General features: G+C 70.8%; 16 protein-coding genes and 2 tRNA genes. 14 read left to right on the forward strand and 4 right to left on the reverse strand.

The window, feature by feature from the left end; translation table 11 throughout:
- Nucleotides 1-407 precede the first annotated feature (407 nt).
- Nucleotides 408-851 (forward strand): cytidine deaminase, encoded by a 444-nt coding sequence (locus tag ACIP4O_RS07375; protein WP_401572632.1) that lies wholly within the window; start codon nucleotides 408-410, stop codon nucleotides 849-851.
- Nucleotides 852-858: 7 nt separating this feature from the next.
- Nucleotides 859-1,047 (forward strand): hypothetical protein, encoded by a 189-nt coding sequence (locus ACIP4O_RS07380; RefSeq protein WP_401572635.1) that lies wholly within the window; start codon nucleotides 859-861, stop codon nucleotides 1,045-1,047.
- 179 nt (nucleotides 1,048-1,226) lie between these two features.
- On the opposite strand, the gene ACIP4O_RS07385 is transcribed toward ACIP4O_RS07380, so the two are convergent.
- Nucleotides 1,227-1,300, reverse strand: a tRNA-Gly gene (locus ACIP4O_RS07385).
- 418 nt (nucleotides 1,301-1,718) lie between these two features.
- Between ACIP4O_RS07385 and ACIP4O_RS07390 the strand changes: the two genes are divergently transcribed.
- From ACIP4O_RS07390 to clpX, 5 genes are all read left to right on the forward strand, one after another.
- Nucleotides 1,719-1,795, forward strand: a tRNA-Pro gene (locus ACIP4O_RS07390).
- Nucleotides 1,796-2,049: 254 nt separating this feature from the next.
- Nucleotides 2,050-3,438 carry a trigger factor gene (tig, locus tag ACIP4O_RS07395; protein ID WP_401572638.1) on the forward strand — a complete coding sequence of 463 codons (1,389 nt, stop codon included), beginning with the start codon at nucleotides 2,050-2,052 and terminating at the stop codon, nucleotides 3,436-3,438.
- Between the two features lie 378 nt (nucleotides 3,439-3,816).
- Nucleotides 3,817-4,422, forward strand: a complete 606-nt coding sequence (locus tag ACIP4O_RS07400; RefSeq protein WP_010271700.1) for an ATP-dependent Clp protease proteolytic subunit — start codon at nucleotides 3,817-3,819, stop codon at nucleotides 4,420-4,422.
- Between the two features lie 156 nt (nucleotides 4,423-4,578).
- Nucleotides 4,579-5,250, forward strand: coding sequence for an ATP-dependent Clp protease proteolytic subunit (locus ACIP4O_RS07405; protein WP_361322705.1), 672 nt, complete (start codon nucleotides 4,579-4,581; stop codon nucleotides 5,248-5,250).
- 194 nt (nucleotides 5,251-5,444) lie between these two features.
- On the forward strand, nucleotides 5,445-6,731 hold the full coding sequence (gene clpX / locus ACIP4O_RS07410) for an ATP-dependent Clp protease ATP-binding subunit ClpX (protein WP_007827092.1): 1,287 nt from the start codon (nucleotides 5,445-5,447) through the stop codon (nucleotides 6,729-6,731).
- Nucleotides 6,732-6,830: 99 nt separating this feature from the next.
- Here the strand turns inward: clpX and ACIP4O_RS07415 are convergent, their stop codons facing one another.
- On the reverse strand, nucleotides 6,831-7,883 hold the full coding sequence (locus tag ACIP4O_RS07415) for a proline-rich domain-containing protein (RefSeq protein WP_401572642.1): 1,053 nt from the start codon (nucleotides 7,881-7,883) through the stop codon (nucleotides 6,831-6,833).
- Nucleotides 7,884-8,082: 199 nt separating this feature from the next.
- On the opposite strand from ACIP4O_RS07415, the gene ACIP4O_RS07420 reads away from it, so the two are divergent.
- A complete protein-coding gene (locus ACIP4O_RS07420) occupies nucleotides 8,083-10,704 on the forward strand; it encodes a valine--tRNA ligase (protein ID WP_401572645.1) in 2,622 nt (873 codons plus the stop codon).
- A gap of 148 nt (nucleotides 10,705-10,852) precedes the next feature.
- Here ACIP4O_RS07420 and ACIP4O_RS07425 read toward each other — a convergent pair whose 3' ends face one another.
- Both ACIP4O_RS07425 and ACIP4O_RS07430 read right to left on the reverse strand, forming a co-directional pair.
- Nucleotides 10,853-11,401: a hypothetical protein gene (locus tag ACIP4O_RS07425; RefSeq protein WP_361322695.1), complete on the reverse strand. Its 549-nt coding sequence runs from the start codon at nucleotides 11,399-11,401 to the stop codon at nucleotides 10,853-10,855.
- A gap of 93 nt (nucleotides 11,402-11,494) precedes the next feature.
- Nucleotides 11,495-12,505 carry a rod shape-determining protein gene (locus ACIP4O_RS07430; RefSeq protein WP_401572648.1) on the reverse strand — a complete coding sequence of 337 codons (1,011 nt, stop codon included), beginning with the start codon at nucleotides 12,503-12,505 and terminating at the stop codon, nucleotides 11,495-11,497.
- 108 nt (nucleotides 12,506-12,613) lie between these two features.
- On the opposite strand from ACIP4O_RS07430, the gene ACIP4O_RS07435 reads away from it, so the two are divergent.
- The 6 genes from ACIP4O_RS07435 (at nucleotide 12,614) to mreD (ending at nucleotide 18,480) form a co-directional block, all read left to right on the forward strand.
- On the forward strand, nucleotides 12,614-14,134 hold the full coding sequence (locus tag ACIP4O_RS07435) for a bifunctional folylpolyglutamate synthase/dihydrofolate synthase (RefSeq protein ID WP_401572651.1): 1,521 nt from the start codon (nucleotides 12,614-12,616) through the stop codon (nucleotides 14,132-14,134).
- Nucleotides 14,135-14,137: 3 nt separating this feature from the next.
- Nucleotides 14,138-14,488: a DUF4233 domain-containing protein gene (locus ACIP4O_RS07440; protein WP_361322686.1), complete on the forward strand. Its 351-nt coding sequence runs from the start codon at nucleotides 14,138-14,140 to the stop codon at nucleotides 14,486-14,488.
- 117 nt (nucleotides 14,489-14,605) lie between these two features.
- Nucleotides 14,606-15,019: a nucleoside-diphosphate kinase gene (ndk, locus tag ACIP4O_RS07445; RefSeq protein WP_401572654.1), complete on the forward strand. Its 414-nt coding sequence runs from the start codon at nucleotides 14,606-14,608 to the stop codon at nucleotides 15,017-15,019.
- Nucleotides 15,020-15,375: 356 nt separating this feature from the next.
- Nucleotides 15,376-16,395, forward strand: a complete 1,020-nt coding sequence (locus ACIP4O_RS07450) for a rod shape-determining protein (RefSeq protein ID WP_029397024.1) — start codon at nucleotides 15,376-15,378, stop codon at nucleotides 16,393-16,395.
- 404 nt (nucleotides 16,396-16,799) lie between these two features.
- Nucleotides 16,800-17,780, forward strand: coding sequence for a rod shape-determining protein MreC (gene mreC / locus ACIP4O_RS07455; RefSeq protein ID WP_361322680.1), 981 nt, complete (start codon nucleotides 16,800-16,802; stop codon nucleotides 17,778-17,780).
- Between the two features lie 7 nt (nucleotides 17,781-17,787).
- On the forward strand, nucleotides 17,788-18,480 hold the full coding sequence (mreD, locus tag ACIP4O_RS07460) for a rod shape-determining protein MreD (protein ID WP_401572657.1): 693 nt from the start codon (nucleotides 17,788-17,790) through the stop codon (nucleotides 18,478-18,480).
- The last annotated feature ends 118 nt before the right edge of the window (nucleotides 18,481-18,598 follow it).

Consider the following 18,598-nt stretch of genomic DNA (forward strand, 5'->3'; position numbering starts at 1 on the left):
CGCGTCCGAAGGGCGGCCCCGGCGGGACTGTTCCTTCGCTCTGATGTGTTTCGGGGCATCCCGTCCCCTGAGCACTGTGACTCGGGGCCTTCGCCGTCGGGGCTGGTTCCGTTGCCCTCGTGGCTCGTCACCTCGCCTCTGCTGCTGCCCCTCGCCCTGCCCGGAACCTTCCGAGGCGTCCGCGAGTGCCGTGCGGCCCGTCGTACGGCCGTCCACGTGGGAAGGTCTCGTACGCGTGGCAGCACCCCCAGGCCCGCTCGCCGAGGACCGAGCGCGGCGGCCCCGCGCCACGGAAAGCCCCCGCCCCCGTCCTCGGAAAGCCCCCGGCCCCGCCCGCGAGGGGCCCGGGACCCCCGCGCCAGGAAATCCGTGGCCCCGCTCCGCGTGAACGCCTAGCCTCGGCGCCCATGCATCTCGATCAGGGGCTCGTGGACGCGGCGGTGGAGTTGATGGACCGGCGGTGGCCGGTGGGAGAACCGGGCGGGGCGGCGGCCGTGCGACTGGCCGATGGCGGGATTCTCACCAGCGTCGGGCTGGACAACCTGCACGGCTCGGTCGCCCTGTGTCAGGAGACGGGAGCGTTCGTCCAGGCGTACACGCAGGACCGGGCCGTGGTCGCCTCCGTGTGCGTGTGCCGCGACCTGGAGCACGGGCGCGTGCTGATCCTGCCGCCCTGCGGCATCTGCCAGGAGCGGCTGGCGTTGTGGGGTCCCGGGGTCGAGGTGGCGGTCCCGCGCGAGGGCGACCCGACGAGGTGGGAGCCGAGGACGCTGGCCGAGGTGAACCCGTACTACTGGGGCCGCCAGTTCGCGGGCGGCGAGTGGCCGGACGCCGGCCTCCACACGGGCTGACGGTGCGGTGAGCAGGCGTCGCTTCGTCGCGCGCGGGGTCCCCGGTGGATACCGGGTCTGGGACAACCGCGGGAAGAGATGGTGGGGCGACCACTACGAGGTGTGCCCGGACGAACTGCTCGCCGAGCTGAACGGGCCCAGGGATCAGGCGCGCGTCGTCGCCCTCCTGAAGCGATACCGCGCCACGAGACGGTGAACGCCCCCCGCGCCATCCTGCCCGCCTGCGCCCCGCCCCACCTGCGCCCCGCGTGATCCGCACGCCTGCGCGGTCCGCACGCACGCGCCATCCCGCGCATCCGCGCCCGTCCGCACCCCGTACACACCGCGGGGCCGGGTCCGGAAGTGAACTTCCGGACCCGGCCCCGCGGACCTGCCTGGAGCGGGCGACGGGAATCGAACCCGCGTAGCCAGTTTGGAAGACTGGGGCTCTACCATTGAGCTACGCCCGCATTACGTACGGTGACGGCTTCCGCCGCACGGCACGGGCAGCATCGTAGCGGTTCGCCAGGGTCCGGCGCACACCCCTTCGCTCCCGCGCGTCCGTCACCGCAGTCAAACCCGTCCCCCACGTCGCACCCGTCGCACCATCACGGCACCCGTCGCACCATCACGCAGGCCCGTCACGCCGCCGAACCCGCCCCGCACATCCCCGCGCTGTCCCGCACGCCCCCCGCGTTCCGTCCAGCGCCTCACCCCGCGCCCGCCCCGCGCCGTCCGGCACGTCCGTCCCCCGCGCCCGCCCCGCGCCCTCCGGTAGGCCCCGCGTCCCACCCCGCACCTCACCTCACCCCGCCCCCCACCTCCCCCTCCCGCGCGCCGGTCGTGAGCTACGCGGGCGCGAGCCATGTACCCTACGATCCGCACCAGCGGGGTGTGGCGCAGCTTGGTAGCGCGTCCGCTTTGGGAGCGGAAGGCCGTCGGTTCGAATCCGGCCACCCCGACCATCAGCACCAGCGGCAAGATCGCTGTGGTGCCGGCATCGAGATCGCATTGCAGGTCTCCTCACGCGCACGGTTACTATGCAAGCTGCGTGCCCGTGTGTCCGCGTTTCCGGTGAACGTGCCCCGAGCTTTCAACGGCTCTGGAGCGTCGTGCCCATCGAAGAACGTGCCGGATACTTCCGGGCCCTCATCGTCCGGTCCGCACGAACGGTGTGGCCGCGCGACACCCAGAAGTCAGCCACCAAGGAGACCTAACCGTGAAGAGCGCCGTGGAGACCCTGAACCCGACCCGGGTTCGGCTCACTGTCGAGGTGCCCTTCGAGGAGCTCAAGTCCAGCCTCGACGCGGCGTACAAGAAGATCAACCAGCAGGTCACGGTGAAGGGCTTCCGCAAGGGCAAGATCCCGGCCCGCGTCATCGACCAGCGCTTCGGCCGTGGCGCCGTGCTGGAGGAGGCCGTCAACGACGCGCTCCCGAAGTTCTACACCGAGGCCGTCAACGAGGGTGAGCTGAACGTCCTCGGCCAGCCCGAGGTGGACATCAAGGAGCTGAAGGACGGCGAGCTGCTCTCCTTCACCGCCGAGGTGGACATCCGCCCCGAGCTGGAGATCCCGGACTACAGCGGCATCGAGGTCGAGGTCGACCCGATCGAGGTCAGCGAAGAGGACGTCGACAAGGCCGTCGAGGAGCTGCGCGAGCGCTTCGCTTCGACCTCCGCCGTCGAGCGTGCCGCCGAGGACGGCGACGTCGTCACGATCGACCTCGAGGCCAAGGTCGAGGGCGAGGTCCTGGAGGACGGCATCGCCAGCGAGGTCTCGTACACGATCGGTTCGGGCGAGCTGCTCGACGGCATCGACGAGGCCGTCAAGGGTCTGGAGGCCGGTGGCGAGGCCACCTTCACCTCCGAGCTGAAGGGCGGCTCCGCGGCCGGCAAGGAGGCCGAGGTCGCCGTCAAGGTCTCCAAGGTCGAGGCCCGCGAGCTTCCCGAGCTGAACGACGACTTCGCCCAGATGGCGAGTGAGTTCGACACCCTTGAGGAGCTGCGCGCCGACAGCCGCAAGCGCCTGGAGAACATGAAGCAGTACGACCAGGCCACGCAGGCCCAGGAGCGCGTGCTCGACAAGCTCCTGGAGCTGGTCGAGGTCCCGATCCCCGAGAAGCTGCTCGCGGACGAGATCGAGACCCGCAGCCACAACCTGGAGCACCACCAGCTCCCGCAGATGGGCCTGGACCTCGACAAGTACCTGGAGATCCAGGGCAAGACCGCCGAGGAGTTCAAGACCGAGACCGAGGAGCAGGCGGTCAAGGGCATCAAGACGCAGTTCGTCCTCGACGAGCTGGTCTCCCGCGAGAAGCTCAACGTCTCGCAGGAGGAGCTGACGGAGCACCTGCTGCGCCGCGCCGCCTCCTCCGGCATGAGCCCCGACCAGTTCGCCCAGGCGGTCGTCGAGGGTGGTCAGGTCCCGATGCTCGTGGGCGAGGTCGCCCGCGGCAAGGCCCTCGCGACGGTCGTCGAGGCCGCCACGGTCAAGGACACCAACGGCGAGGTCGTCGACCTCAGCGACGACGAGGACGAGGAGGAGACGGCCACCGAGGCCGTCGAGTCCACGGAGGACGCCACCGAGGCCGAGGCCGAGTCCAAGTAAGCGGTAGCACGTACGTGGAGGGGCCCCGGGATCACAGCGATCCCGGGGCCCCTCTCGCGTACGCTCCCGGACAACGCGCACCCGGAACCGCGCGCCCCGGCCCGAAAACGAAGCCCGTCCGGCGCTTGAGGACGAGGCCGGCCGCCAGGCCGGGCCGATCCCCGTCCCCCGCCGCCGGAACCTGCGCTCACAGCGAACAGTTCCGAATGCGGGATGGCCTGCGCCGACCCGCGCGTTAGGGTCCTTGAATACGAGGGCAGGGGAGTCCCCGAAGCCCCGTCGAGCACGGCGGGCGGCCGGGGTCCCAGGCTCCAGCAGACGACGTAAGACGGCCCGGTGCCGTCGTCAAGACGAGCAGGTGGATACGTGACGAATCTGATGCCCTCCGCCGCCGGCGAAGCCTTCAGTGGTGGTGGTCTCGGCGACCAGGTCTACAGCCGACTGCTCGGCGAGCGGATCATCTTCCTCGGCCAGCAGGTGGACGACGACATCGCCAACAAGATCACCGCACAGATGCTCCTCCTGGCGGCCGACCCGTCGAAGGACATCTACCTCTACATCAACAGCCCCGGCGGCTCGGTGACCGCGGGCATGGCGATCTACGACACCATGCAGTACATCCCCAACGACGTGATCACGATCGGGATGGGCATGGCGGCCTCCATGGGCCAGTTCCTCCTCACCGGCGGCACGCCCGGCAAGCGATTCGCCCTGCCGAACACCGACATCCTCATGCACCAGGGTTCCGCCGGCATCGGCGGTACGGCCTCGGACATCAAGATCCAGGCCGAGTACCTGCTGCGCACGAAGAACCGGATGGCCGAGATCACCGCCCGGCACTCCGGCCAGACGATCGAGAAGATCATCAGGGACGGCGACCGCGACCGCTGGTTCACCGCCGAGGAGGCCAAGGACTACGGCCTCATCGACGAGATCATCACGGTGGCCTCCGGCGTCCCGGGCGGTGGCGGCACCGGGGCCTGATCCCGGCTCCGCCGGTACCGGGCCCGCAAGGTCCCACCGGGGCCCGCAAGGTCCCGCCGGGGCCCGCAAGGTCCCGCCGGGGCCCGCAAGGTCCCGCCGGGCCCCGCCCCGGTCCGTGCCTCTCCTGACGAGACCCCCCGCCCGAAACGCCACAGGATGGTGAACACACCCATGAACAACTTCCCCGGCAGCGGCCTCTACACGGGCCCCCAGGTGGACAACCGCTACATCGTCCCGCGCTTCGTCGAGCGCACCTCGCAGGGCGTGCGCGAGTACGACCCGTACGCGAAGCTCTTCGAGGAGCGCGTGATCTTCCTCGGCGTGCAGATCGACGACGCCTCGGCCAACGACGTCATGGCGCAGCTCCTGTGCCTGGAGTCGATGGACCCCGACCGGGACATCTCCATCTACATCAACAGCCCCGGCGGCTCGATGACCGCGCTCACCGCGATCTACGACACGATGCAGTTCGTGAAGCCGGACATCCAGACCGTGTGCATGGGCCAGGCCGCCTCGGCCGCCGCCGTGCTGCTCGCCGCCGGTGCCCCCGGCAAGCGGATGGCACTGCCCAACGCCCGCGTCCTGATCCACCAGCCCTCCAGCCAGACCGGCCGCGAGCAGCTCTCCGACCTGGAGATCGCGGCCAAGGAGATCATGCGTATGCGTACGCAGCTGGAGGACATGCTCGCCAAGCACTCGACGACGCCGATCGAGAAGATCCGCGACGACATCGAGCGCGACAAGATCCTCACGGCCGAGGACGCCCTCGCCTACGGGCTTGTCGACCAGATCACCACCCCGCGTAAGGTGGTGGGTTCCGCCGCCTGAGTGCGGTGGATTCCGCCGTCCGAACGGTGGTTTCAGCGGGATTCCCGAGTACCGGGCCTCCTCCCGGTTCGGTCACAGTCCGTGTGATCCGTGCCGAGGGGGGCCCGGACCGGGCTCCCGGCAAGGTACCGTCGAGTTGAGGGACCAGGAGTCCGCGCGTCGAGCGCGTCTCCCAGGCGAAGGGGAAGCACCTCGTGGCACGCATCGGTGACGGCGGCGACCTGCTCAAGTGCTCGTTCTGCGGGAAGAGCCAGAAGCAGGTAAAGAAGCTCATCGCAGGTCCCGGTGTGTACATCTGCGACGAGTGCATCGATCTCTGCAACGAGATCATCGAGGAGGAACTCGCCGAGACCTCGGAGGTGCGCTGGGAGGAACTCCCCAAGCCCCGCGAGATCTACGAGTTCCTGGAGGGGTACGTCGTCGGCCAGGAGCCGGCGAAGAAGGCCCTCTCGGTCGCGGTCTACAACCACTACAAGCGCGTCCAGGCCGGCGAGAACGGCGGGCCCACGGGGCGGGACGACGCGATCGAACTGGCCAAGTCCAACATCCTCCTTCTCGGCCCCACCGGTTCCGGCAAGACCCACCTCGCCCAGACCCTCGCCCGGATGCTCAACGTCCCCTTCGCCATCGCGGACGCGACCGCGCTCACCGAGGCCGGGTACGTCGGCGAGGACGTCGAGAACATCCTCCTCAAGCTCATCCAGGCGGCTGACTACGACGTCAAGAAGGCCGAGACCGGGATCATCTACATCGACGAGATCGACAAGGTCGCCCGCAAGAGCGAGAACCCGTCGATCACCCGCGACGTGAGCGGCGAGGGCGTGCAGCAGGCGCTCCTGAAGATCCTGGAGGGCACCACGGCCTCCGTGCCCCCGCAGGGCGGACGCAAGCACCCGCACCAGGAGTTCATCCAGATCGACACGACGAACGTGCTGTTCATCGTGGGCGGCGCCTTCTCCGGCCTGGAGCGCATCATCGAGGCCCGCGCGGGTGCCAAGGGCATCGGCTTCGGTGCCACGATCCGCTCCAAGCGCGAGATCGAGTCGAGCGACCACCTGCGCGAGGTCATGCCGGAGGACCTCGTGAAGTTCGGGATGATCCCCGAGTTCATCGGCCGCCTGCCCGTCGTCACCTCGGTGCACAGCCTCGACCGCGAAGCGCTCCTGCGCATCCTCGTCGAGCCGCGCCACGCGCTCGTCAAGCAGTACCAGCGCCTCTTCGAACTCGACGGCGTGGAGCTGGAGTTCGAGCACGAAGCGCTGGAGGCCATCGCCGATCAGGCGATCCTGCGGCAGACCGGCGCGCGCGGCCTGCGCGCCATCATGGAGGAGGTCCTCCAGCCGGTCATGTACGAGGTGCCCTCGCGCCAGGACGTCGGCCGGGTCGTCATCACCGCCGATGTCGTGCGTTCCAACGTCAACCCGACCCTCATCCCGCGCGAGGCGCGCGGCCGGGGTGCGGGCGAGCAGAAGTCGGCTTGAGGCCGCACGCGTTCGTACGGGCCACGGCTCGTCCGCACGCGGATGCGGAAGGGGGCGGGCGCCCCGTGCGAGGCGCCCGCCCCCTTCCCGTACCACCCGTTACTTCTCGACCCGCACTTCCTTGCGCAGCTTCGCCGTCAGCTCGGCGGCCTTCGGCAGGCTCGGCGCCTCCTCCAGCATCACGTCGCCCAGGTTCGTCGGCATCGCGACGGCCATGGTGGAGTTGTCGGCCCAGGCGCAGACCGCGATCTTCATTTTCGAGGGGACGCCATTCCGCCCGCCGCCCTCCATCTCGCCCGTCGCCTGCTGGCACTTGAAGATCGCGCCGTCGCCGCCCGCGGGCTTGTACTCCTTGGGCGTGCCGATGAAGGTGGGCCCCTCGGTGCCGCCGTCCTTCTTCGAGCGCTGCGTGAGCACCTTGAAGAGCGCGTCGACCGCCTTCTCCGGGTTCTTGAGCTTCCCGTACCCGCCCGCGTAGCTGAGCAGGTCGATGTCCTTGAGGTCGGCCATCGTCTGCGCGGTGGACGGGTCGGCGGTCTGGTAGTCGGCGCTCAGGACCTCGTCCACCTCGGCGTCGACCCCGTACTTCTTCATCTCCTGGACGTCCTTCTCGGAGAAGTCGTCCTCGCCCGCGCCGTCTTTGCTCTTCTGGTACGTGTCGAGCACCGTCTGCGGAGCGGTGAGCTTGTGCGGGCCGTCGTCGGGGAGCCCCGAGCCGTCGTCCGAGCCGCCGAAGACGAAGTACGCGCCCACGGCGAGCGCCACGACGAGGACCGCCCCGCCGATGATCAGCCCGTTCCGCTTGCCCTTGCCGCCGCCCCCGGAAGCACCGGCCTGCGGCGTGCCGGGGAAGCCGTACCCCTGCTGCGGGACCTGCTGCCCGTAGGGGCCGGGCTGCTGGGCGTACGGTCCCGGCTGCTGCGCGTACGGTCCGGGCTGGCCGCCTTGCCCGTACGGCCCCGGCTGACCGCCGCCCTGCGCGTACGGGTTCGGCGCCTCCTGGCCGCCGCCCTGCTGCGGAGCACCGTAGGGCCCCGATTGCGGTGGCCCGTACGGGCCCGCTTGCGGATACCCGTACGGATTCGGACCGTTGCCCCCCGGAGGCTGCTGCGGTTGCGAGCCCCCGTAGGGGCCCGGCTGCTGCTCGCTCATGCTGGGCTTCCCTCTCGCTGCGGAATTCCGGACGTCCGGCCCCGGCTGTCGCGTACGCGACAGACCGTGCCGCGGCCATCCTGTCCGAAAGCCCTTCGCCCGTGGCGGCCGAGGACCGCACTGTTACCAAGCCGGAGCGTGCGACGGCGTCCCGGAAACCGGGTACGGGGCAGTTGTCCCGCCGCTCTAAACTGGGCCCGTGACCGAGAACTCGTCTGCGACTCCAGCGCCCGCCTCCGACCTGCCGACCCAGTACACGCCGGCCGACGTAGAGGGGCCGCTGTACGAGCGCTGGGTAGAACGCGGCTACTTCGAGGCCGACGCCACGAGCGAGAAGCCCCCGTACACCATCGTCATCCCGCCGCCCAACGTCACCGGCTCGCTCCACCTGGGCCACGCCTTCGAGCACACGCTCATCGACGCCCTCACCCGCCGCAAGCGCATGCAGGGCTACGAGACGCTGTGGCAGCCCGGCATGGACCACGCCGGGATCGCGACCCAGAACAAGGTCGAGCAGCAACTCGCCGGCGAGGGCAAGTCCCGCCAGGACCTCGGCCGTGAGGCGTTCATCGAGCGCGTGTGGCAGTGGAAGGAGGAGTTCGGCGGGAAGATCCTCGGCCAGATGCGCCGCCTCGGCGACGGCGTCGACTGGTCCCGCGAGCGCTTCACGATGGACGAGGGCCTCTCGCAGGCCGTCCAGACCATCTTCAAGAAGCTCTACGACGACGAGCTGATCTACCGCGCCGAGCGCATCATCAACTGGTGCCCGCGCTGCCTCACCGCGATCTCCGACATCGAGGTCGAGTACCAGGACGACGACGGCGAACTCGTCTCGATGCGCTACGGGGACGGGGACGAGTCCATCGTCGTCGCCACGACCCGCGCCGAGACGATGCTCGGTGACACCGCCGTCGCCGTCCACCCCGACGACGAGCGCTACCAGCACCTCATCGGCAAGCTCATCAAGCTGCCGCTCACGGACCGCTCCATCCCCGTCGTCGCGGACGCGCACGTCGACCCCGAGTTCGGCACGGGCGCGGTCAAGGTCACCCCGGCGCACGACCCCAACGACTTCGAGATCGGCCGCCGCCACGACCTGCCGACGCTCACCGTCATGAACGAGCGCGCGATCATCACCGTCCCCGGCCCCTTCGAGGGCCTGGACCGCTTCGAGGCCCGCTCGGCGATCGTCGCCGCGCTGCGCGAGGACGGCCGGATCGTCGCCGAGAAGCGCCCGTACGTCCACTCGGTCGGGCACTGCTCGCGCTGCGGCACCGCCGTCGAGCCACGCCTGTCGATGCAGTGGTGGGTCAAGGTCGGCCCGCTCGCGAAGGCGGCCGGCGACGCCGTCCGCGACGGGCGCGTCAAGATCCACCCGCAGGAGATGGAGAAGCGGTACTTCGACTGGGTCGACAACCTGCACGACTGGTGCATCTCGCGCCAGCTGTGGTGGGGCCACCGCATCCCCGTCTGGTACGGGCCCGCGGGCGAGATCGTCTGCGTCGGCCCCGGCGAGGAGCCGCCGAGTGGCGAGGGCTGGCACCAGGAGACCGACGTCCTCGACACCTGGTTCTCCTCCGGGCTGTGGCCCTTCTCGACCCTCGGCTGGCCCGAGCGGACCGACAGCGTCGCGAAGTTCTACCCGAACTCCACGCTCGTCACCGGCTACGACATCCTCTTCTTCTGGGTCGCCCGGATGATGATGTTCGGCCTCTACGCGATGGACGGCACCCCGCCGTTCTCCGAGATCGTCCTGCACGGCATGGTCCGTGACCAGAACGGCAAGAAGATGTCGAAGTCCTTCGGCAACGCGGTCGACCCGCTCGACTGGATGGACAAGTACGGCTCCGACGCGCTCCGTTTCACGCTCGCGCGCGGCGCCAACCCCGGCGTCGACGTGCCGATCGGCGAGGAGTGGGTCCAGGGCTCCCGCAACTTCACCAACAAGCTGTGGAACGCGACCCGCTTCGCGCTCATGAACGGCGCCACGGTCGAGGGCGGACTGCCGCCCGCCGAGCGGCTCTCCGCGACCGACCGGTGGATTCTCTCGCGGCTCGGCGAGGTCACCGCGCAGGCCGACGCGCTCTACGACGACTATCAGTTCGCGAAGCTCTCCGACCTCCTCTTCCACTTCGCGTGGGACGAGGTCTTCGACTGGTACGTGGAGCTGTCGAAGTCCGTCTTCCAGGCGGGTGGACAGCCGGCCGAGGACGCGCGCCGCGTGCTCGGCGAGGTCCTCGACGTCACCCTGCGCCTCCTCCACCCGGTCGTCCCCTTCGTCACCGAGACGCTGTGGACGACGCTCACCGGGCGCGAGTCGCTCGTGATCGCCGACTGGCCCGAGGACTCCGGCTTCCGCGACGCCGCCGCCGAGGCGGAGATCGCCACGCTCCAGCGGGTCATCACCGAAGTCCGCCGCTTCCGGGGCGACCAGGGGCTCCAGCCAGGCCAGCGGGTCCCGGCACGACTGCACCTGGAGGGCACGCCGCTCGCCGCGCACGAGCCGGCCATCCGCCAGCTTCTGCGCCTCCAGCCCGAGGGTGAGAACTTCACGGCCACCGCGACCCTCCCGATCGAGGGCGCCGAGGTCGCGCTCGACCTCTCGGGGACGATCGACGTCGCGGCCGAGCGCAAGCGGCTGACGAAGGACCTCGCCGCGGCCGAGAAGGAGAAGGCGCAGGCGGAGGGGAAGCTCGGCAACGAGGCCTTCCTCGGCAAGGCGCCCGAGCCGGTCGTGGAGAAGATCCGCGGGCGGCTGCGCAAGGCCGAGGAGGACATCGTGCGGCTGACCGGTCAGCTGGCGAAGCTGCCGCAGGGCTGACGCCCCGTCCCGACCGGATGTATGGAGGCCCGGCTCCCGCGTACCGCACGCGGGAGCCGGGCCTCTCGGCGTCCGGTGAAGGGAGCGGACCTGTGTCCGGGGTAGGGAGCGGACCTGTGTCCGCGGAAGGGAACGGAACGCGCCGCTCTCAGTGCTCGGTGGTGGATGCGCCCTCCAGCCCCAGCCTGCGGAGCTCCGCGCCCGCCAGGGCCTCCAGCGTGGCCGGGTCCGCGTCGCGCCAGCCCTCGGCGAGGCGGCCCGGCGTCGCACCCGTCAGGGTCGCGGTGCGGCCCACGTCGTCCAGCGGGCGCATCAGCGCGCGCAGGGCGAGGAGTTCGCGGCCGTCCTCGGAGGCGGCGAGGGCGTGGGCCGCGCTCGCCCGGCGGTGCCAGCGCATACGGCGCGGCACCCACCAGCCGATCGCGGGCACGCTCGCGAGGAGGAAGACCGCGAGGCCCGCCGACGTGACGAGGAGCGGCCACCGCGCCGGATCGACGAGGGACAGCACGTCCCGCGCCGGTCTCGGCAGCAGCCGCCACCACGAGGCAGGCCCCGCTTGGGCGAGCCGCGCGGCGATGCCGTCCGCGAGTTGATGGAGAACAGCGGCCCCGAAGGCCCATGTGGTGACCCATGCGAGGAGTGCCAGGTCACCGGCGAGCTGACGGGCCGCCCGGCCCGGATTCTGCGCATACCACATAGGCGCATTGCACTATTTATCGGCTCGTTACACCGGTGACCGCGCCGAAGGTGCGCGAGGCCGTACCCCGTGTGGCGGACCGCGAGGGCGCGCTCACCCCTCCCGGAGCACGTCCCGCAAGGTGTCGAAGTGGTCCACGCACTCCCCGCAGCCCCGCGCCACACACTCCAGCGGCTCCTCGGCGACGAAGACGGGAATGCCGGTCGCCGAGGCCATCCGCAGGTCCAGCCCGGGGAGCAGCGCGCCGCCCCCGGTCAGCACGATCCCGTGCTCCATGAGGTCGCCCGCGAGCTCCGGCGGGCACTCCTCCAGGGTCTCGCGCAGCGCCCGGATCATCGCCTCCACCGGCTCGTCGAGCGCCCGGCGGATCTCGGGGGCCGTCAGCTCGATCCGGCGCGGCAGCCCCGCGATCTTCTCCCGGCCCCGCACCTCGTACGTCCGCTGCTCCAGCTCGGGGTCCTCGGGTACGGGCCAGGCGGAGCCGATCGCGATCTTGACGTTCTCGGCGGTGCGCTCCCCGATGAGCAGGCCGTGCTTCTTGCGCACGTGGTCGGTCACCGCGGTGTCCAGGACATGGCCCCCGACCCGCAGCGAGCGCGCCGTGACGAGGCCGCCGAGCGAGAGGACGGCGACCTCCGTCGTACCGCCGCCGATGTCCACGACCATCGAGCCGCGCGCGTCGCCGACCGGCAGGCCCGCGCCGATCGCCGCGGCCATCGGCTCCTCGATCACGTACACGCTCCGCGCCCCCGCCGAGCGCGAGGCCCGCACGAGCGCCCGGCGCTCGACGGGCGTGACGCCGCTCGGTACGCACACGACGAGCCTGATCCGCGTGGAGCGGCGCGGTGCCGCCTTGCGGATGAAGTGCCGGATCATCTCCTCGGTCGCGTCGAAGTCGCTGATGACACCCGACTCCAGGGGCCGCACCGCCGTGATCGTGCCGGGGGAGCGGCCCAGCGTCTCCTTCGCCTCGGTGCCCACCGCGACGGTCGTGCCCTTGCGGCCCTCGCGCACCGCGACGACCGAGGGTTCGTTCAGCACGATGCCCTTGCCCCGCACGTACAGAAGGGTGTTCGCGGTGCCGAGATCAATGCCTATGTCCATGATCGCCAAGTGTGCCTGATTATCCGGTCATACGGGTGTGCGGGGTCCTCGTGGACTCCTGGCGAGGCTGCCGCCGGGAGTGCCGGTGGTGCTCCGTAGACTGGCGGCGTGAGTGAGCAGCCCCCGCACGACGACCGTACCGACGGCGACGACGAGCACTTCGACCGGATCATCGACGCCGAGACCGAGAGGGACCCGGACCTCGCGGTGATCGAGGCCGGCAGCCGTACCCTGCGCGCCCAGGCCGGGCCGCCGCAGGCCGATGTCCCCGCGCGGCCCGAGGACCCGGAGGTGGACCGGGCGCTGCGCGAGGTGGAGACGGAGCTGTCCACGCGCTGGGGCGAGACCAAGCTCGAACCCTCGGTGAGCCGGATCGCCGCGCTCATGGACGTGCTCGGCGAACCGCAGCGCTCGTACCCGTCGATCCACATCACGGGCACCAACGGCAAGACGTCCACGGCCCGCATGATCGAGGCCCTGCTCACCGCCTTCGACCTCCGCACCGGGCGCTACACCTCGCCGCACGTGCAGTCGATCACGGAGCGCATCTCGCTCGACGGCGCCCCGATCAGCGCCGAGCGCTTCATCGAGACGTACCGCGACCTCAAGCCCTACATCGAGATGGTCGACTCCCAGCAGGAGTACCGGCTCTCCTTCTTCGAGGTGCTGACCGGCATGGCCTACGCGGCCTTCGCCGACGCGCCCGCCGACGTCGCCGTCGTCGAGGTGGGCATGGGCGGCAGCTGGGACGCGACCAACGTCATCGACGCGGACGTCGCCGTCCTCACCCCCATCTCCCTCGACCACACCGACCGGCTCGGCAACACGCCCGGCGAGATCGCCGTCGAGAAGTCCGGGATCATCAAGCAGGACGCGACCGTCGTCCTCTCCCAGCAGCCCGTGGACGCGGCCCAGGTCATCCTCAAGAAGGCCGTCGAGAAGAACGCGACCGTCGCGCGCGAGGGCATGGAGTTCGGGATCGTCTCGCGCCAGGTCGCCGTCGGCGGCCAGCTCCTGACGCTGCGCGGGCTCGGTGGCGAGTACGAGGAGATCTTCCTCCCGCTGCACGGCGCCCACCAGGCGCACAACGCGGCGGTCGCGCTCGCCGCCGTCGAGGCGTTCTTCGGTGTCGGCTCGCAGCGGCCCGAGCCGCTCTCGGCCGAGGTCGTGCGCGCCGCCTTCGCGGCCGTCTCCTCGCCGGGCCGCCTGGAGACCGTACGCAAGTCGCCGACCGTCGTCGTCGACGCGGCGCACAACCCGGCGGGCGCGCGGGTCACCGCCGAGGCGATCGGCGAGGCATTCGACTTCTCGCGGCTCATCGGGGTCATCGGCGTCAGCGAGGGCAAGGACGCGCGCGGGCTGCTCGAAGCCTTCGAGCCGATCATGGCCGAGGTCGTGATCACGCAGAACACGAGCCACCGTGCCATGGACGCGGACGCGCTCGCCGCGCTCGCCGTGGAGGTCTTCGGCGAGGACCGCGTCCAGGTCGAGCCCCGGCTGCCCGAGGCACTGGAGGCGGCGGTGACGCTCGCCGAGGAGGAGGGCGAGTTCGCCGGCGGCGGCGTGCTCGTGACCGGTTCCGTCATCACGGTCGGCGAGGCCCGGCTGCTTCTGGGAAGGAAGGGCTGAGTCGTGCGGACGCTCTGTGCTTCGACGCTCATCGGCGAGTTCTTCATCATCGGCTTCGCCGGTCTCGTCGCGATGAAGATGGACGACCTCGGGCAGGGCACGGTGTGGGGGGTGTGCGGGGGCGCGATGTTCCTCTCGGTGCTGCTGTGCGGCTTCGTGACGCGCCCCGCCGGGGTCGCGCTCGGGTGGGCCTTGCAGATCGCGCTCTTCGTGTCCGGGTTCGTCGTGCCGGTGATGTTCATCCTGGGGGCGGCGTTCGGGGGGCTGTGGTGGGCCTCCGTGAAGTACGGGCGGAGGATCGACGAGTTCAAGGCGCGGTGGGCGGCGGAGAATCCCAGCCCCTCCGGAGTCTGAGGAGCGGTGCCCGGACGGCGTGACGTGGCAGAGGGTACGAACCTGCGTACGGACACGGCCCCGCCCCCGTATACGCTTCCCTGACCACAAGGCCCCCGTACCAAGGAGAAACCCCGTATGTCCCAGCGCACGCTCGTTCTGCTCAAGCCCGACGCCGTTCGTCGCGGGCTGGTGGGGGAGGTCATCGGCCGGATCGAGCGCAAGGCGGGCTGGAGCATCACCGCGCTCGAACTGCGCGAGCTGGACCGCGGGACGCTGGAGACGCACTACGCGGAGCACGTGGGCAAGCCCTTCTACGAGCCGCTCGTCGCCTTCATGCTCTCCGGCCCGATCGTCGCGCTCGTCGTCGAGGGCGAGCGGGTCATCGAGGGCGTCCGTACGCTCGCCGGGCCGACCGACCCGATCGCCGCCGCGCCCGGCTCGATCCGCGGGGACTTCGGCACCATCGTGCGCGAGAACCTCATCCACGCCTCGGACTCCGAGGACTCCGCCGAACGCGAGCTGAAGATCTTCTTCCCCGGCCGCTTCTGACCCGGCTTCCGCTTCCGGGTATCGAAAGTCCAAAAACATGAGGTGCCCGTTTCGGGGCATTCCCGCAGCCGTGCGGTGAAGGCGATCGGAAATTCCGGTCGCCTTCTGGCATATGCGCCCACGTTCGGGGGAACCCGTGCCCCATATGGCACGTCTCCAGAGGCGAGGCGTGCGCCCATCGGCGCAGAATCCCGTTCTGAGCGCGTACCCTCGCGCCGAGCCCTGCCGGGCGCGACTACGATGGGAGCCGCTCCTCAGCACAGCATCCTCCGCGAGCAAAAGCACCCACCGCGCCGTTCCTGAAAAGCCGTCAACGCTCCACTTGGGAAGGCCAGACGATCCTCATGGGGAACTCAATGTCGTTCATCGGCCGTGATATGGCTGTCGACCTCGGGACCGCCAACACGCTGGTGTACGTGAGGGGCCGAGGGATCGTTCTCAACGAGCCGTCCGTCGTCGCGATCAACACCAATACGGGCGGAATCCTCGCCGTCGGTGCGGAAGCGAAGAAGATGATCGGCCGCACCCCGGGGAACATCGTCGCCGTCCGCCCGCTCAAGGACGGGGTGATCGCCGATTTCGAGATCACCGAGCGGATGCTCCGCTACTTCATCGTCAAGATCCACAAGCGCCGCTACCTCGCCCGCCCCCGCATCGTCGTCTGCGTGCCCTCCGGTATCACCGGGGTCGAGCGCCGCGCGGTGATCGAGGCGGCGACCCAGGCCGGGGCGCGGCAGGTGCACATCATCGAGGAACCGATGGCCGCGGCGATCGGCGCCGGGCTCCCGGTGCACGAGGCGACCGGCAACATGGTCGTCGACATCGGCGGCGGCACCACCGAGGTCGCCGTCATCTCGCTCGGCGGCATCGTCACCGCGCAGTCCATCCGCGTCGCGGGCGACGAGCTGGACAACGCGATCATCCAGCACATCAAGAAGGAGTACAGCCTCCTGCTCGGCGAGCGCACCGCCGAGCAGATCAAGATCACCATCGGTTCGGCGTACGACCTGGAGAACGACGAGCACACCGAGATCCGCGGCCGCGACCTCGTCTCCGGGCTCCCGAAGACCGTCGTGATCTCGGCCGGTGAGGTGCGCAAGGCGATCGAGGAACCGGTCAACGCGATCGTGGACGCGGTCAAGACGACGCTCGACAAGTGCCCGCCCGAGCTCTCCGGTGACGTCATGGACCGGGGCATCGTCCTCACCGGCGGCGGCGCCCTGCTGCGCGGCCTCGACGAGCGGCTGCGCCGCGAGACCGGGATGCCCATCCACATCGCCGAGGACCCGCTCGACTCCGTGGCGCTCGGCTCCGGCAAGTGCGTCGAGGAGTTCGAGGCGCTCCAGCAGGTGCTGGACGCGCAGCCGCGCCGCTAGCCCGCGGGACACGCGTCCCGCGGGCCCACCCCGCCCAAGGCCCTGGCGGCTCAAGGCGGGGCTTCGCCGGAACGGCCCGTACCGCTTCCGGCACGCAAACCCCGCCGGGGACCGCGCACCCCGGCCGAGCACGACCGCCGGGGCCGCTGGTTCCCGGCCGAGCACGACCGCCGGGGCCGCTGGTTCCCGGCCGAGCACGACTGCCGGGGGCCGCTGGTTCCCGGCCGAGCACGACTGCCGGGGGCCGCTGGTTCCCGGCCGAGCACGACTGCCGGGGACGAGCGCCCCGGCCGGCACGAACGGCACGATCGGTGGGTCCGCGGGTGCGGCCCGCCGTACGGCGGACCCCCGTGCGGGAGCCGTCGAGACACGGAATTCCGACGAGGAAGGCACGGCCGCCGCACGTGAGGGACACACGAGAGAGCCGGCTGCTCCTGGTGCTGCTGATCGTCATCGCGTTCGCACTGATCACGATCGACATCCGCGGTGGCGAGGACTCTCCGGTGGACGGCGCCCGGCAGGCCGCCTCCGCCGTCTTCGGACCGGTCGAGAAAGGCGTCTCCGGCGCCGTCGACCCGGTCGGCAACGCGATCGGCGCGGTCCGCGACTCGGGCACGCGCCACAACCGCATCAGCGCCCTGGAACGCGAGAACGCCGAGCTGAAGCAGCGCCTCGGCAGCGACTCCCGCAACCGCAGCAGAGTCCGGCAGCTCGACACCATGCTCCAGCGGGCAGGGGCCGGGCAGTACGGCATCAAGGCCGCCGAGGTCATCGGCATAGGAGCGGCCCAGGGCTTCTCCTGGACGGTGACCATCGACGCGGGCACGCGCGACGGCATCAAGCGCGACATGACCGTGCTCAACGGCGAGGGCCTCGTCGGGCGGGTCACCACGGTGGGCCCGTCGAGCGCGACCGTACTCCTCGCCAACGACCCGGACTTCACGGTCGGTACGCGCCTGGAGAAGACCGACGAACTCGGCTTCGCCTCCGGGCGCGGCGACCGGCCGCTGGCTGTGCAGATGCTCAACGGCAAGGCCAAGGTCAAGAAGGGCGACCAGCTCGTCACCTTCGGCTCGCAGGCCGACAAGCCCTTCGTGCCCGGCGTCCCCGTCGGCCGCGTCGTCCGCGTCGACCCCTCGGGCGGCGACCTCACCCGCACCGTCTACGTCGAGCCCTTCGTCGGCTTCACGAAGCTCGACCTCGTCGGCATCGTCGTCCAGGCCCCGCGCAAGGACCCGCGCGACGCGGTCCTGCCGGCGAAGCCCAAGCCCCAGCCCACCCCCACCGTCACCGTCACGGCCACGCCCCCCGGCACCAAGCCCTCGGGCGCCCCCTCCGGCGCGCCCACGGGCGCCGCCGGGGCCGGCGACGGCGACCAGGAGTAGCGGTCACATGCGCCTCAACCGGATTCTGCTCTCCACCGCCCTGGTGGTCGTCGCCCTCATGATCCAGGTCAGCGTGCTGGCCCGGCTCCAGCTCCCGGGCGCCGTGCCCGACCTGCTGCTCCTCACCGTGCTCGGGCTCGCCCTCGTCTACGGGCACCTCGCGGGCGCCTTCGTCGGCTTCGGCGCCGGCCTGCTCGCCGACCTCGCACCACCCGCCGACCACGCCGCGGGCAGGTACGCGCTCGTGCTGTGCCTCGTCGGCTACGTCGCCGGGCTCTTCCGCCCCGAGCACGGCCGGATGCGGTCCGTCTTCGGGCCGCTCGTCGTGGTCGTCGGCGCGGCCATCGGCTCGACCCTGCTGTACGCGGGCGTCGGCGCCCTCGTCGGGGACACCGCGGCCCGCCACGTGGGCCTCGCGGGGCTCCTGACGACCGCGACGATCTACGACCTCGTCCTCGCCCCCTTCATCGTGCCCTTCGTCATGTGGCTCGCCCGCCGCTCCGAGAACGACCCGCTCGGCGAGAGCGCGAGCGGCGGCGGCACGGCGCGCGGCGCCGATGTCGCGGCGGGCTGGCTCGCCTCGGGCACGGGACTCAGCATCGGCGGCGGTCGCGGCGGACTGCGCGGCCGTATGGGCAAGGCCCGGATGGCGCGCGCGACCCGCAACAGCGGGCGCATCAAGGGGGTGAAGCGGCTGTGAGCACCCCACGCGGAGCGGCGGGCAGGCCACGTACACCCCGGCCGCCCCGCACCACCGCAGCGACCCCCGCCGCCGCCCTCCCGCCCGTCCTCCGTACATTCCGCCCCTGAGGGGGAGG

The sequence above is a fragment of the Streptomyces sp. NPDC088923 genome, assembly GCF_044749745.1.
Taxonomy (GTDB): Bacteria; Actinomycetota; Actinomycetes; order Streptomycetales; family Streptomycetaceae; genus Streptomyces.

Coding starts and splice junctions, on each gene's coding strand:
- ACIP4O_RS07415 (WP_401572642.1), bottom strand. CDS start 7,883: ATGAGCGAGCAGCAGCCGGGCCCCTACGGGGGCTCGCAACCGCAGCAG.
- ACIP4O_RS07450 (WP_029397024.1), top strand. CDS start 15,376: ATGTCGTTCATCGGCCGTGATATGGCTGTCGACCTCGGGACCGCCAAC.
- ACIP4O_RS07400 (WP_010271700.1), top strand. CDS start 3,817: ATGCCCTCCGCCGCCGGCGAAGCCTTCAGTGGTGGTGGTCTCGGCGAC.
- ACIP4O_RS07375 (WP_401572632.1), top strand. CDS start 408: ATGCATCTCGATCAGGGGCTCGTGGACGCGGCGGTGGAGTTGATGGAC.
- ndk (WP_401572654.1), top strand. CDS start 14,606: ATGTCCCAGCGCACGCTCGTTCTGCTCAAGCCCGACGCCGTTCGTCGC.
- ACIP4O_RS07430 (WP_401572648.1), bottom strand. CDS start 12,505: ATGGACATAGGCATTGATCTCGGCACCGCGAACACCCTTCTGTACGTG.
- ACIP4O_RS07405 (WP_361322705.1), top strand. CDS start 4,579: ATGGTGAACACACCCATGAACAACTTCCCCGGCAGCGGCCTCTACACG.
- mreD (WP_401572657.1), top strand. CDS start 17,788: ATGCGCCTCAACCGGATTCTGCTCTCCACCGCCCTGGTGGTCGTCGCC.
- ACIP4O_RS07425 (WP_361322695.1), bottom strand. CDS start 11,401: ATGTGGTATGCGCAGAATCCGGGCCGGGCGGCCCGTCAGCTCGCCGGT.